The organism is Vibrio cidicii, from assembly GCF_009665415.1.
Lineage (GTDB): Bacteria > Pseudomonadota > Gammaproteobacteria > Enterobacterales > Vibrionaceae > Vibrio > Vibrio cidicii.
In genome coordinates, this window is sequence record NZ_CP035921.1 from 1,974,643 (window position 1) to 1,988,288 (window position 13,646).

General features: G+C 48.8%; 13 protein-coding genes. 11 read left to right on the top strand and 2 right to left on the bottom strand.

What is annotated here, in order from left to right; translation table 11 throughout:
- Window positions 1–19 precede the first annotated feature (19 nt).
- The 4 genes from hfq to hflC are packed head-to-tail and all read left to right on the top strand — an operon-like array spanning window position 20 to window position 3,842.
- Window positions 20–283: an RNA chaperone Hfq gene (hfq, locus tag EWA64_RS10065; RefSeq protein WP_039431220.1), complete on the top strand. Its 264-nt coding sequence runs from the start codon at window positions 20–22 to the stop codon at window positions 281–283.
- Between the two features lie 41 nt (window positions 284–324).
- Complete coding sequence (hflX, locus tag EWA64_RS10070) at window positions 325–1,614, top strand: ribosome rescue GTPase HflX (protein WP_061894827.1); 1,290 nt, start codon at window positions 325–327, stop codon at window positions 1,612–1,614.
- Window positions 1,615–1,659: 45 nt separating this feature from the next.
- Window positions 1,660–2,859 carry an FtsH protease activity modulator HflK gene (gene hflK, locus EWA64_RS10075; RefSeq protein WP_061894826.1) on the top strand — a complete coding sequence of 400 codons (1,200 nt, stop codon included), beginning with the start codon at window positions 1,660–1,662 and terminating at the stop codon, window positions 2,857–2,859.
- Between the two features lie 2 nt (window positions 2,860–2,861).
- Window positions 2,862–3,842: a protease modulator HflC gene (gene hflC, locus EWA64_RS10080; RefSeq protein ID WP_061894825.1), complete on the top strand. Its 981-nt coding sequence runs from the start codon at window positions 2,862–2,864 to the stop codon at window positions 3,840–3,842.
- A gap of 50 nt (window positions 3,843–3,892) precedes the next feature.
- On the opposite strand, the gene EWA64_RS10085 is transcribed toward hflC, so the two are convergent.
- The gene (locus tag EWA64_RS10085; protein WP_039431210.1) at window positions 3,893–4,081 is read right to left on the bottom strand and encodes a DUF2065 domain-containing protein; all 189 of its coding nucleotides are present in this window, start codon (window positions 4,079–4,081) and stop codon (window positions 3,893–3,895) included.
- A 174-nt stretch (window positions 4,082–4,255) separates the two neighbouring features.
- Between EWA64_RS10085 and EWA64_RS10090 the strand changes: the two genes are divergently transcribed.
- Together EWA64_RS10090 and motX are read left to right on the top strand one after the other, a co-directional pair.
- Window positions 4,256–5,554 (top strand): adenylosuccinate synthase, encoded by a 1,299-nt coding sequence (locus tag EWA64_RS10090; protein ID WP_061894824.1) that lies wholly within the window; start codon window positions 4,256–4,258, stop codon window positions 5,552–5,554.
- A gap of 236 nt (window positions 5,555–5,790) precedes the next feature.
- Entirely contained in the window at window positions 5,791–6,426 is a 636-nt protein-coding gene (motX, locus tag EWA64_RS10095) for a flagellar protein MotX (RefSeq protein WP_039431206.1), read from the top strand.
- 86 nt (window positions 6,427–6,512) lie between these two features.
- On the opposite strand, the gene hmpA is transcribed toward motX, so the two are convergent.
- Complete coding sequence (gene hmpA / locus EWA64_RS10100; protein WP_061894823.1) at window positions 6,513–7,697, bottom strand: NO-inducible flavohemoprotein; 1,185 nt, start codon at window positions 7,695–7,697, stop codon at window positions 6,513–6,515.
- A gap of 143 nt (window positions 7,698–7,840) precedes the next feature.
- Between hmpA and nsrR the strand changes: the two genes are divergently transcribed.
- The 5 genes from nsrR to trpS all read left to right on the top strand — a co-directional run bounded on the left by nsrR (window position 7,841) and on the right by trpS (window position 13,514).
- The gene (gene nsrR, locus EWA64_RS10105; protein ID WP_061894822.1) at window positions 7,841–8,266 is read left to right on the top strand and encodes a nitric oxide-sensing transcriptional repressor NsrR; all 426 of its coding nucleotides are present in this window, start codon (window positions 7,841–7,843) and stop codon (window positions 8,264–8,266) included.
- An 85-nt stretch (window positions 8,267–8,351) separates the two neighbouring features.
- Window positions 8,352–10,811, top strand: a complete 2,460-nt coding sequence (rnr, locus tag EWA64_RS10110) for a ribonuclease R (protein ID WP_061894821.1) — start codon at window positions 8,352–8,354, stop codon at window positions 10,809–10,811.
- A 39-nt stretch (window positions 10,812–10,850) separates the two neighbouring features.
- Complete coding sequence (rlmB, locus tag EWA64_RS10115; RefSeq protein WP_039439242.1) at window positions 10,851–11,594, top strand: 23S rRNA (guanosine(2251)-2'-O)-methyltransferase RlmB; 744 nt, start codon at window positions 10,851–10,853, stop codon at window positions 11,592–11,594.
- An 81-nt stretch (window positions 11,595–11,675) separates the two neighbouring features.
- Window positions 11,676–12,362 carry a phosphoglycolate phosphatase gene (locus tag EWA64_RS10120; protein WP_061894833.1) on the top strand — a complete coding sequence of 229 codons (687 nt, stop codon included), beginning with the start codon at window positions 11,676–11,678 and terminating at the stop codon, window positions 12,360–12,362.
- Window positions 12,363–12,497: 135 nt separating this feature from the next.
- Window positions 12,498–13,514 carry a tryptophan--tRNA ligase gene (trpS, locus tag EWA64_RS10125; protein WP_061894820.1) on the top strand — a complete coding sequence of 339 codons (1,017 nt, stop codon included), beginning with the start codon at window positions 12,498–12,500 and terminating at the stop codon, window positions 13,512–13,514.
- The last annotated feature ends 132 nt before the right edge of the window (window positions 13,515–13,646 follow it).

Consider the following 13,646-nt stretch of genomic DNA (forward strand, 5'->3'; position numbering starts at 1 on the left):
ATTAAATAAGGAAAATAAAATGGCTAAGGGGCAATCTCTACAAGACCCATTTCTAAATGCACTCCGTCGTGAGCGTATTCCAGTGTCTATCTATTTGGTAAACGGCATCAAACTACAAGGTCAAATTGAATCATTTGATCAGTTTGTGATCCTACTAAAAAACACCGTTAACCAAATGGTTTACAAGCACGCTATCTCTACCGTTGTACCGGCGCGTCCAGTAAGCCACCACAGCGGCGAGCGTAGCCCATCGGATCGTCCACAAGATAAATCTGAAGATTAATCTTTTCGTCGATCGTGTTACTACATTAAGGAGTTGATTGCTTGTTTGACCGTTATGAATCCGGTGAGCGAGCCGTACTTGTTCATATCAACTTCACGCAAGAAGGTGAGTGGGAAGACTTAGCAGAATGCGAAATGCTGGTCTCTTCTGCTGGGGTAACGACACTGCAAGTGATTACGGGCAGTCGCCGTTCCCCGCACCCTAAATACTACGTCGGAGAGGGTAAGGCGCAGGAAATTGCACAGGCAGTGCAAATGACTGGTGCTGAAATTGTGATATTTAATCACGCCCTCTCTCCTGCCCAGGAACGCAACCTCGAAAGACTGTGTCAGTGTCGTGTTATCGATCGCACAGGTCTAATTCTTGATATCTTCGCTCAACGAGCACGCACTCATGAAGGTAAACTTCAAGTCGAACTGGCTCAACTGAGACATATCTCTACGCGCTTAATTCGTGGTTGGACGCACCTGGAAAGACAAAAAGGTGGTATTGGTCTGCGAGGACCGGGTGAAACCCAGTTGGAAACGGACCGCCGTTTATTGCGTGAACGGATCAAAGCGATTCTTCGCCGCCTAGAAAAGGTATCGAAGCAACGTGAACAGGGGCGTCGTGCTCGAAATCGCGCTGAAATCCCCACCCTTTCATTGGTCGGGTACACCAACGCGGGTAAATCTACCCTATTTAACCGCATTACCGAAGCCGGTGTTTACGCTGCGGATCAACTGTTTGCCACGTTGGATCCGACGCTACGTAAAATCGACTTGATGGATGTTGGCCCTGCAATTCTGGCTGACACCGTTGGCTTTATTCGACATCTGCCACATGATTTGGTAGCTGCATTTAAAGCCACCTTGCAAGAGACGCAAGAAGCTGACATTTTGTTACATGTTGTTGATGCCAGTGACGAGCGTTTTCGTGAGAATATTCAAGCTGTTCACGATGTGTTGGCGGAAATTGATGCACATGAAATCCCGACTTTGGTCGTGATGAACAAGATCGACAACATGGAAGATCAGCATCCACGCATCGAGCGTGATGATGAAGGTGTTCCTCGAGTTGTTTGGGTCTCAGCTATGGAAGGAAAGGGCATCGACTTGTTGTTCGCAGCGCTCACCGAACGGTTAGCGTCTCAGATCATCGAGTATCAGTTGCGAATTCCTCCACAGCATCAAGGAAGAATTCGCAGTATATTTTTCCAAATGAAGTGTATTCAGCAGGAAGAATACGACCAGGATGGTAACTTGTTGATCGATATTCGAATGCAGCAAGTAGATTGGTCTAGACTTGAAAAAAAAGAAGGGGCAGTTTTGCGTGACTTTATCGTTACTTAAAGGACTGCTACAGTATAACGTCATATCAAATGATGGAGCTTTCTAATGGCGTGGAATGAGCCTGGAAATAACAACGGCAACAATGGCCGCGATAATGACCCTTGGGGTAACAATAATCGCGGTGGCCAGCGTCCGGGGGGCCGAGACCAAGGGCCGCCGGATTTGGATGAAGTGTTTAACAAACTAAGTCAAAAGCTGGGTGGCAAGTTTGGCAACAAAGGGGGCAAAGGGCCTTCTCTTGGTGGTGGTGGTGCGATCGGTTTTGGTGTGATCGCCGTTATTGCCGTTGCTGTCTGGTTTTTTGCAGGTTTCTACACCATCGGCGAAGCCGAACGTGGTGTCGTACTGCGCCTTGGCAAATATGATCGCATTGTCGATCCCGGCCTGAACTGGCGCGCACGTTTTATTGATGAAGTGACGCCAGTCAACGTACAGGCAATCCGTTCGCTACGTTCATCTGGATTGATGCTGACAAAAGACGAAAACGTCGTGACGGTGTCGATGGATGTGCAGTACCGTGTTGCCGATCCTTACAAGTACCTTTACCGCGTGACCAATGCTGATGATAGTTTGCGTCAAGCAACCGATTCTGCGCTGCGTGCTGTGATTGGTGATTCTTTGATGGATAGCATCCTGACCAGTGGTCGTCAGCAGATTCGTCAAAGTACGCAAGAAACGCTGAATCAAATCATCGACAGCTACGATATGGGCCTAGTGATTGTGGACGTCAACTTCCAGTCCGCTCGTCCGCCAGAGCAAGTGAAAGATGCGTTTGATGACGCGATTGCAGCACGTGAGGATGAAGAGCGTTTCATTCGTGAAGCCGAAGCGTACAAGAACGAAATCTTGCCGAAAGCGACAGGTCGTGCTGAGCGTCTGAAAAAAGAAGCGCAAGGTTATAGCGAGCGTATCGTTAACGAATCTTTGGGTCAGGTCGCTCAGTTTGAGAAGCTATTGCCTGAGTACCAAGCGGCTCCAGCGGTTACCCGTGATCGTCTCTACCTTGATACGATGGAAGAAGTGTACTCAAACACGTCGAAAGTGCTGATTGATTCGCAATCGAGTGGCAATCTGCTCTATCTGCCGATTGATAAGCTGACCAGCCAAAGTGGTCAAGCAGAGAGCAAACGTAAAGATCCGTCTTCGGCGGCGTACGACCAGATTCAACTAGAGTCTCAGAGCAACAGTGATGATGCGCAGAGTACGCAGTCGCGCAACACTGGCTCACGTCAAGGGAGATACTAATCATGCGTAAATTAATGATCCCTGTGTTAGTGATTGCCCTTGCATCACTCCTAATGTCCTTGTTTGTCATCCCTGAAGGTGAGCGAGGCATTGTGGTCCGTTTTGGTCGAGTGTTGAAAGACAACAATGACATCACTCGTATCTACGAACCGGGTCTGCACTTCAAGATGCCGCTGTTTGACCGCGTGAAGACGTTGGATGCGCGTATTCAAACCATGGATGGCCGTTCAGATCGCTTCGTAACGTCTGAGAAAAAAGACGTGATTATCGATACTTATGTCAAATGGCGTATTGAAGATTTCGGCCGCTACTATCTTGCAACTGGCGGTGGTAATTCACTGACGGCGGAAGCGCTACTCGAACGTAAAGTGACCGACGTGCTACGTGCTGAAATCGGTGCTCGCGAGATCAAACAGATCGTTTCAGGACCACGTAATACTGACGTTTTACCACAAGACGTGACCAGTGCGGACGTGAATACTGAAGCGGCGCGTGAAGCGTTGGAAATTGATGGCGAACGTGATTTGATCATGTCTGAAGTGCTCAACGATACACGTGAAAGTGCGATGAAAGACTTAGGTGTTCGTGTGGTTGATTTCCGAATGAAGAAGATCAACCTGCCTGATGAAATCAGCGAATCTATCTACCGTCGTATGCGAGCGGAGCGTGAATCGGTTGCGCGTAAGCACCGTTCACAAGGTCGTGAAAAGGCTGAAGTTATCCGGGCGCAAGCCGAGCTAGAAGTGGCGACGATTCTCGCGGAAGCGGACAAAACTGCGCGCGTAACACGTGGTGAAGCGGATGCGAAGGCGGCGAAGATCTATTCTGAAGCGTACAACAAAGATCCTGAGTTTTTCAGTTTCTTACGCTCTCTAAGAGCCTATGAGAAATCCTTTAGCTCCAAGAGCGATATTCTGGTTTTGGATCCGAAGAGTGATTTCTTCCAGTATATGAACAGTGGTAAAGGCGTTGAAGCTAAGTAAGCGCTAAACCGCACAAATCGAAAGGCTCCCGTTGTTGGAGCCTTTTTTTATCAGTGACTCATCATGTAAGCGATCACAGCCCCAGCAACCACTAGGCAACCGCCAATGCGGCGCAACTGATGGTCGGGTTGCTCGCTGAGCTGCGCCACCATGCTGCGCCATCCTCGAGGTGCGAGCAAAGGTCCCAGCCCTTCAACAATCAAAACAAGCCCCAATGCAACCCAAAGTGAATCTGCCATAGAATCCATATCCAACTAAAAAGCAAGAAAGCATGGTAGCAGTGAAGTATGGGATGAAAAAGTATGCATTCGTTTTTTCAGTTTTTGTTCTCAAGTCGTGTGAACAAAAAATGACTGCAAGACGCGTAATTCGGTGCTAGAATCCTTTTTTAACTATCAATCAGATTTGGAAAGATGGCAAATAACGTAGTCGTTCTGGGCACCCAATGGGGTGACGAAGGTAAAGGCAAAATCGTTGACCTTTTGACTGAAGATGCAAAGTATGTGGTTCGCTACCAAGGCGGTCACAATGCTGGTCACACTCTTGTAATCGACGGTGAGAAAACCGTTCTCCACTTAATCCCATCAGGTATTCTGCGTAATAACGTTAAATGCGTTATCGGTAACGGCGTTGTGCTTTCACCTGAAGCGCTCATCAAAGAGATGAAACCTCTTGAAGAGCGTGGTATTCCAGTTCGCGAACGTCTGTTCATTTCTGAAGCTTGTCCTCTGATTCTTCAATACCACGTTGCGCTCGACCAAGCGCGTGAAATTGCGCGTGGTAAGAAAGCGATTGGTACTACTGGTCGTGGTATTGGTCCTGCGTACGAAGATAAAGTGGCTCGCCGCGGTCTGCGCGTGGGTGACTTGTTCGATATGGTATCCTTTGCGGAAAAACTGAAAGAAGTGATGGAGTACCATAACTTCCAACTGGTGAACTTCTACAAAGCGGAACCAGTAAGCTACGATGAAGTGCTTGAGCAAGCAAAAGGCTATGCTGAGCTGCTTACATCTATGGTAATTGACGTGACGGACGAACTTGACGCAGCACGCAAGCGTGGCGACAAGATCATGTTCGAAGGTGCTCAAGGTACACTGCTGGACATCGACCACGGTACTTACCCATACGTGACGTCGTCTAACACCACTGCTGGTGGCGTTGCTGCAGGTTCTGGTTTTGGTCCTCGTTACCTTGGCTATATCCTAGGTATCGCAAAAGCTTACTGTACTCGTGTAGGCGCTGGTCCATTCCCAACTGAACTGTTTGACGATGTCGGTGAACACTTAGGTGTGAAAGGGCATGAGTTTGGTGCAACCACAGGTCGTAAGCGTCGTTGTGGCTGGTTTGATGCTGTTGCGATGCGTCGCGCCATTCAAATCAACTCAGTGTCTGGTTTCTGTCTGACTAAGTTGGACGTACTGGATGGTCTGAAAGAGCTGAAAATTTGTACCGCTTACCAAATGGAAGATGGTTCAATCCTAGAAGTCTCTCCAATGGCGGCAGAAGCGTTTGAGAAGGCGACACCAATCTACGAAACCATGCCTGGTTGGTCAGAGAATACTTTTGGCGCTAAATCACTGGCGGATTTACCAAAAGCGGCGATCGATTACATCAAGCGTATCGAAGAGCTTACCGGCGTACCGGTAGACATTATCTCTACTGGCCCAGATCGTAATGAGACCATCATTAAGGTTCATCCTTTCGAATCTTAATCTTTGCTCACGAATGATAAGAAACCGACCAGGCTGGTCGGTTTTTTTTATCCCAGCAGTTTGTCTTGTGCTTTTTTTGAGCTGACTGGTGCAAATATCATCACGGCGTGGCAATCTATTGCCTGTGGATGGCAACTTTTGTCTAAAGCTGTGCGATACGTTGCCGATAATGTTATCAAGCCCGCGAGATCCTCCGGAGATCCTGGTTGCCAGATAAACATTAAAGAGTGATGAATATGAAATTACGAACGGTGGCTGCTTCGCTACTGTTGGTGTTGAGTGCTCCTTTTACTAAAGCCAGTGTTGCTGATGTCGGGGCGCCGGTACCCATCTATACCGAAGCAGAGCTTATCAAGCTGATTGAGCAGAATAAGCACCTGGAACGAGTACGGGCAGATAACTGTCAGCTGGTGGAAGATATTGTCGCGCGTGCTACACGGATCAGCTTGCCCGCATACGAATTTTTGTACGGTGATATGTTGGCGTGGGGTGTGTGTGTTGATCAAGACGTCGAGCTCGGTCTCTACTACATGGAAAACGCGGCGCATCAAGGTTTGCCTGCTGCGCTGGAACAGCTTGGGCGTTACTACTCGCGTGGAACTTTAGTACAGCAAGATAAAGAGCGCGCCATTCCTTACTTACGTGAGGCTGCGGCCATGGGTAATTTAAATGCGCGGATACACTTAGCGGAACTGCTGCTGCGTGATTATGGCAGCCCTTTAGATTACGAAGATGCCTATCGCTGGCTATATAACTCCGTCACGGCGGATCAAAGGCAGCACCAACGCATCTCTATGTTGCGTCAAGGGTTAGAGCAGCGCATGCCAGAGAACATCATTGCCCGAGCTAAGCGGCGCGACACCTTCTGGTAGCAGTCAAATTTTCTCACTCTTTATAACAAAGCCCACTTCGCTGAGTGGGCTTTGTTGTTTCTGTTGAGTCTTAATGTTTAGCCAAGTTACATCACTTTATGTGGGCCAAAACACTCGTAATGGATTTGCTCACTGGTGAGGCCAAGCGTAACTAACTGCTTGGCGGCATATTGCATAAAACCAATGGGCCCACAAAGGTAAACTTGCGCATTCTCTGCTTGTAGCTTGTCGCGTATCTCATCCAGTTTGAGCAAACCCGTGAAATGAAAATCATCACCGAGGCGATCTTCGGCGCGTGGCTGATTGTACCAAATTGCTGTTTGCCCCTGTTCGAGCTTGGAAACTAAAGCCTTGGTGTGCTGTTTAAAGGCGTGCTGCTGGCCATTTTCCGTTGCATGTACCCAAGTAAGCGGTGCTTGATGCTCAGATAAGCTTTCCAGCATGGCAAGCATCGGGGTTAAGCCGACACCTGCAGAGATAAGCACGACTGGGGTTTGGGGCGTGACGTCGAGGTAAAAATCCCCCGCAGGTGCGGTGAGTTTGACCGTTTCGCCTACTTGCAGTGTATCGTGCAGATAGCTGGACACCAAACCGCCGAACTCGCGTTTTACGGAAATACGGTAGAAACCCTCTTGTGGCGCACTCGATAAACTGTATTGACGGATCTCTTGATGCTCGAGGCTTGGGTGCTGGATATGAATGCCAATGTATTGCCCCGGTTTATAGCGAGCAACGTTTAAGCCATCGGTGGGTTTGAAAACGAAGCTGCAAATGGTGCTGCTTTCATAGTGTTTATCGATCAATTCAAATTCGCGTACCCCACGCCATCCGCCTTCTTGCGCTTGATTATGCTGATAAATCTGCTCTTCTCGGGCAATAAAGAGATTGGCTAACACGCCATATGCTTCGGCCCACGCATTGAGCACGGCTTCTCCTGGCGAAAAAAGCTCATCAATGGTGGCAAGCAAGTGGCTGCCAACAATCTGGTATTGGTCGGCAGAGATGAGAAAGCTGGAATGCTTGTGGGCGATTTTTTCGACCGCTCCCAGCAGGGCAGGAAGGTTGTCTATGTTGTTGGCATACGCGCAAATTGCATTAAACAACGCTTCTCGCTGATCGCCGTTACGCTGATTACTCATGTTAAAAATTTCTTTGAGTTCGGGGTGATGGGTAAACATGCGTTGGTAGAAATGCGCGGTCAATTGAGGACCCGTTTCTGCCAGAAGTGGCGCGGTGGATTTAACAATCTGGATGGTGTTTTCGCTGAGCATCGCGGGCTTCCTTTGAAGAGTGAGCAGTTTTTATTAGTAATAAGTTTTAAGTTGCATTATCAATGCATGTTTAAAGTTGTATCTCAAATGTATCTTTCACGCAAGAAAAGTTTTAGACTTTCAAAACGACACAGGAGAGCAAAATGCAACTAACCAGTTTTACCGATTACGGTTTACGTACCCTGATTTATCTTGCTTCCTTACCCGAAAATCAGTTGACCAATATTACGGAAGTAACTGATCTGTTTTCCGTTTCTCGAAATCATTTAGTGAAAGTGATCAATCGTCTTGGTCAACTTGGCTACATTCAAACCGTGCGAGGAAAAAACGGCGGCATTCGTCTCAATCGTCCGGCTAGCACGATCTCGGTCGGTGAAGTGGTCAGAGACTTAGAACCTTTGGTGCTGGTCAACTGTTCAACTGAGTTTTGTCACATCACCCCTGCATGTCGTTTGAAAGAGCGACTGGCGCGTGCAAAACAAGCGTTTTTAGCGGAACTGGATCAATGCACGATTGACGATTTATTGAGTGATAATGCAGAACTGATGATCCTTCTTGCTAGAGCGTAGCCATTCTTTTTCAAAGCAATTCTGTAGCTTATCGAGAGACTCGGATATACTAACGCTATACCTTCCTTGCTAAATAGGCGTGCCTATGTCAGACGTAATTCAAAACGATCCTTTTGCTGATCGTGAATCAGAAAACTACGAAAATCCCATTCCGAGCAGGGAGTTCATTCTTGAATTCCTCGCGCAGGCTGGCGTTCCGATGAATCGCAACGATTTGTTTGAAGCGCTGCATCTCAAAGATGAAGAACAGTACGAAGGGCTAAGACGCCGCTTGCGTGCCATGGAGCGCGACGGGCAACTGGTGTTTACGCGTCGTCAGTGCTATGCCTTGCCTGAAAAGCTGGAGATGATCAAAGGTTACGTGATTGGACACAAAGACGGGCACGGCTGGGTAAGGCCGGATGGCAGCACCAACAAAGATGATGACATCTTGCTGCCGCACCACCAGATGCGTAGCGTGATCCACGGCGATTATGTCTTGGTGCAACCGACCGACAACAGCAAGCGAGGGCGTCGCGAAGGTCGTCTTGTACGCATTCTTGAAGAGCGCCAATCGCAAATCGTCGGCCGTTTCTTCCTTGAGTATGGCTACTCTTATGTGGTGCCAGATGATTCGCGCATTAGCCAAGATATTCTGATCCCGAATGAACTCAAAGCGGGAGCGCGCATGGGCAATGTGGTCGTTATTGAGATCACCGACCGTGGCGCTCGCTCTCGTGGCATGATGGGCAAAGTGGTGGAAGTGTTAGGCGAGAACATGGCGCCGGGTATGGAGACGCAGATTGCGATTCGTACCCACCAGATCCCACACGAATGGCCGCAAGAAGTGGAAAAGCAAATCGCCAACTTAGGTGAAGAAGTGCCTGAAGAGGCCAAAGTTGGACGTGTGGATCTGCGTCAACTGCCACTTGTTACCATTGATGGCGAAGACGCCCGTGACTTCGACGATGCCGTTTACTGCGAGAAGAAAAAAGGCGGTGGCTGGCGCTTGTGGGTGGCGATTGCTGACGTGAGTTACTACGTGCGGCCAGATACGGCGCTTGACAAAGAAGCCATCAACCGCGGTAACTCCGTTTACTTCCCATCGCAAGTGGTACCTATGTTGCCGGAAGTACTGTCAAATGGCTTGTGTTCTTTGAACCCACAAGTTGATCGCTTGTGCATGGTGTGCGAAATGACCATTTCCGACACCGGAAAACTCTCAGGGTACAAACATTACGAAGCGGTGATGAATTCGCACGCCCGTTTGACTTACACCAAAGTGAGCGACATTCTCGAGGGCGATGAGGAGTTGCGTGAACGCTACGCAGCTTTAGTGCCGCATCTGGAAGAGCTGCATGCGATGTACAAAGTGCTCAAAGCGGCTCGCGATCAGCGCGGTGCGATTGAGTTTGAAACGGTGGAAACTAAGTTCATTTTCAACCCTGAGCGTAAGATCGAAAGCATTGAACCTGTGATTCGCAACGATGCGCACAAGATCATCGAAGAGTGTATGATCATGGCGAACATCGCTTCGGCCTCTTTGGTGGAAAAAGCCAAAGAGCCCGCTCTGTACCGCGTTCATGAATCTCCTGGAGAGCTGCGTTTGCAAGGTTTCCGCGATTTTCTCAGCGAGCTAGGGCTTGATCTGAAAGGAGGCTTAGAACCTTCGCCGACCGATTATGCGGATTTGGTCAAACAGATTGGTGAGCGAGCCGATAAAGAGTTGATCCAAACCATGCTGCTGCGCTCGATGAAGCAAGCGGTCTACAATGCCGACAACGCCGGTCACTTTGGCTTGGCGCTGAAGCGTTACGCACACTTTACCTCACCTATCCGCCGCTATCCGGATCTCTTGCTGCATCGTGCAATCAAATACCTGATTGCCAAAGAAGAGGGACGTAATCAGGACCGTTGGACGCCGACGGGCGGCTACCACTACTCTTTCGATGACATGGATTTCTACGGTGAGCAGTGCTCAATGACTGAGCGCCGTGCTGATGATGCGACTCGTGAAGTGGCCGATTGGCTTAAGTGTGAGTACATGCAGGATCATGTTGGCGATGAACTCGACGGTGTGATTGCCAATGTAACCAGTTTTGGTTTCTTTGTGCGCTTAACTGAGCTGCACATCGATGGCTTAGTGCACATCTCGACCCTAGCAAATGACTACTATCAGTTTGATCCGATTGGCCAAAGATTGATTGGCGAAAGCTTTGGGCACATCTATCGTCTCGGTGATGCAGTTAAAGTGAAAGTGCTGTCGGTCAATCTAGACGATAGACAAATTGACTTTGAGTTGGTGGGAACCAGCCGTAAGCTACGCGGCGAAGGAAAAACCGCGAAAAAACGTGTCGCTGAAGCGAAAGAAAAGGCCAAAGCGAAGAAAAAAGGCATCGCCAAGGCCTCTGGCAAAACCATGCGCCATGAGCCAGTGATCGAACCAACCAAACGTCCTGCCCCCGTTGAAGGAGCAGACAAAAAGCAGAAAGTAAAAAAAGCGCGTAAGAAAAAACCACACAGTAAGCCAAAGAAAACCAAGCGCAGTGCAAAAGCAGCTGAGTGAGCAGGCAGTGGTCTTCTACACGAGTAAACAGGTTAAGCAATGAGTAATGAATTTATTTACGGTATTCACGCGGTAAAAGCGGTTTTAGCGCGTGAGCCAGAACGTTTTATTGAAGCCTATGTGCTGAAAGGCCGTCAGGATGATCGCCTGATGCCGATTTTAGGCGAGCTGCAAATGGTGGGGGTTTCCATTCAGCAAATGGCACGAAAAACCTTAGATGACAAAGCGCACGGCGCGAACCATCAGGGTATTATTGCCAAAGTGAAACCCGCTAAGCAGTTGAACGAAAACGATCTGGATGACATTTTAGCTCAGCATACGACGCCACTATTGCTGGTGTTGGATGGGGTGACCGATCCGCATAACTTAGGCGCGTGTTTACGCAATGCGGACGCGGCTGGTGTGGCTGCTGTGATTGTGCCGAAAGACAAATCAGCGCCAATGACCGCGACGGTGAGCAAAGTGGCGTGTGGCGCAGCGGAAACGGTGCCGCTGATTCGTGTGACCAACTTAGCGCGCACCATGCGTCATCTGCAGGAAAAAGGTATCTGGTTTGTTGGCACGGCAGGTGAAGCAACGCACGATATTTATCAGGCCAAGCTGACTGGCCCGTTGGCGATTGTCATGGGCGCTGAAGGTGACGGCATGCGCCGTTTGACTCGGGAAACGTGCGATGACTTAATCAAAATTCCGATGGCGGGCAGTGTCTCTAGCCTCAATGTGTCGGTGGCGTCGGGTATTTGCCTTTTTGAAGCGGTGCGTCAGAGACTGGCGTCACAGTAAGCGGACAGGTATAGTACCCGCAACGGTCATTTAGAAAGGATGGGCATGCCCATCCTTCGTTTTTTAGAGAATTTCCATTTTATGTTTCAACAAGACATTCAACTGATCGCTTTTGATCTCGATGGCACATTGCTCGACAGTGTGCCTGATCTGGCGGTCGCTGCGGATCAAGCGGTACAAGCCTTGGGCTTTCCTAGTGTGAGTGAAGTGCAAGTGCGCGATTACGTTGGCAACGGGGCTGATATCTTGATTGGTCGCGCGCTGAGTCAAAACTTGACCATTGACCCGAGTTTGAGTGATGAGCTGCGCGGCAAAGCGCGTGAGCTGTTTGATGATTTCTATCAGCAGACAGGGCATCGCTTGAGTCATTTGTACCCGACGGTCAAAGAGACGCTGCAAGAGCTGCATCGTGCGGGCATAAAAATGGCGCTGGTTACCAATAAACCGAGCAAATTTGTTCCGGATGTTTTAGTGCAGCATGGTATCGCCGACTATTTTGTGGACGTGATCGGTGGAGATACTTTTGCTGAGCGCAAACCCAACCCGATTGCGCTCAACTGGCTGCTGGAAAAGCATCAGTTGACTGCTGCGCAAATGCTGATGGTCGGCGACTCGAAAAACGACATTCTTGCGGCGAAAAATGCTGGTTGTGCCTCATTTGGTTTGACGTATGGCTACAATCACGGAGAGCCAATAGCCAACTCCAACCCTGATTATGTCGCGGATTCTCTAGCCAAACTGCTGGATGTGGTGCTCGTTTCTGCCTGAAGTGCGATTCGTCTCGGCCCAACGCAGTGAAAACCACTAGAAAAATACTCATCAATGAGTACACTGAGAAAACCGTGCGCCGAGTCTGCACGGTTTTTCATTTATTTAAGATTAAGAAGTCAAAGGAAGCATTTCATGAGCAAACCCATCGTATTGAGTGGTGTTCAACCGTCAGGTGAACTAAGTATCGGTAACTACTTGGGTGCTCTACGTCAATGGCAACAGATGCAAGACGACTATGATTGCCAATATTGCGTGGTTGATCTTCATGCCATCACGGTTCGCCAAGATCCGAAAGCATTGCATGAAGCGACCCTCGATGCATTGGCCATCTGTCTCGCAGTTGGTGTTGATCCGAAGAAGAGCACGCTATTTGTTCAGTCCCATGTACCAGAGCATGCTCAGCTTGGTTGGCTTCTTAACTGTTATACCCAAATGGGCGAATTGAGCCGCATGACTCAGTTTAAAGACAAATCTGCCCGTTACGCCAACGATGTGAACGTTGGTTTGTTTGGTTACCCAGTGTTGATGGCCGCGGATATTTTACTCTACGGTGCGCACCAAGTGCCCGTGGGCAGCGATCAGAAGCAGCATCTGGAACTGGCTCGTGATATTGCCACTCGTTTCAACAACATCTACTCACCAGACAACCCAATTTTCACTATTCCTGAGCCATACATTCCAACGGTTAACGCTCGTGTTATGAGCTTGCAGGATGCGACCAAGAAGATGTCGAAATCGGATGACAACCGTAAGAACGTGATCACCTTGCTGGAAGATCCAAAATCGATTCTCAAGAAGATCAACAAAGCGCAAACGGATACTGAAACGCCACCGCGTATCGCCCATGATTGGGACAACAAAGCGGGCATCTCGAATCTGATGGGGCTGTACTCAGCAGCCACAGGGATGAGCCTTGCAGAGATCGAAGCCAAATACCAAGGCGTAGAAATGTATGGTCCATTTAAGAAAGATGTTGGTGAAGCACTGGTGGCAATGCTTGAGCCGATTCAAGCCGAGTACCATCGCATTCGTGAAGATCGCACTTATATGAATGAAGTGATGCGCCAAGGTGCAGAAAAAGCGTCAGCACGCGCCGCGCAAACACTGAAACAAGTTTACCAAGCCGTGGGTTTTGTGACGCGTCCATAAATCAGAAATATTTTGCAAATAATAGAAGGTCGTCAATCAGTGCGTAATGCCGATCAGTTAAGAAAAGTTTTTGAGATCATTTGACCGATCCTCAAAAGGCTTCAAAATCCGATATTAGGAAACTAATATCGG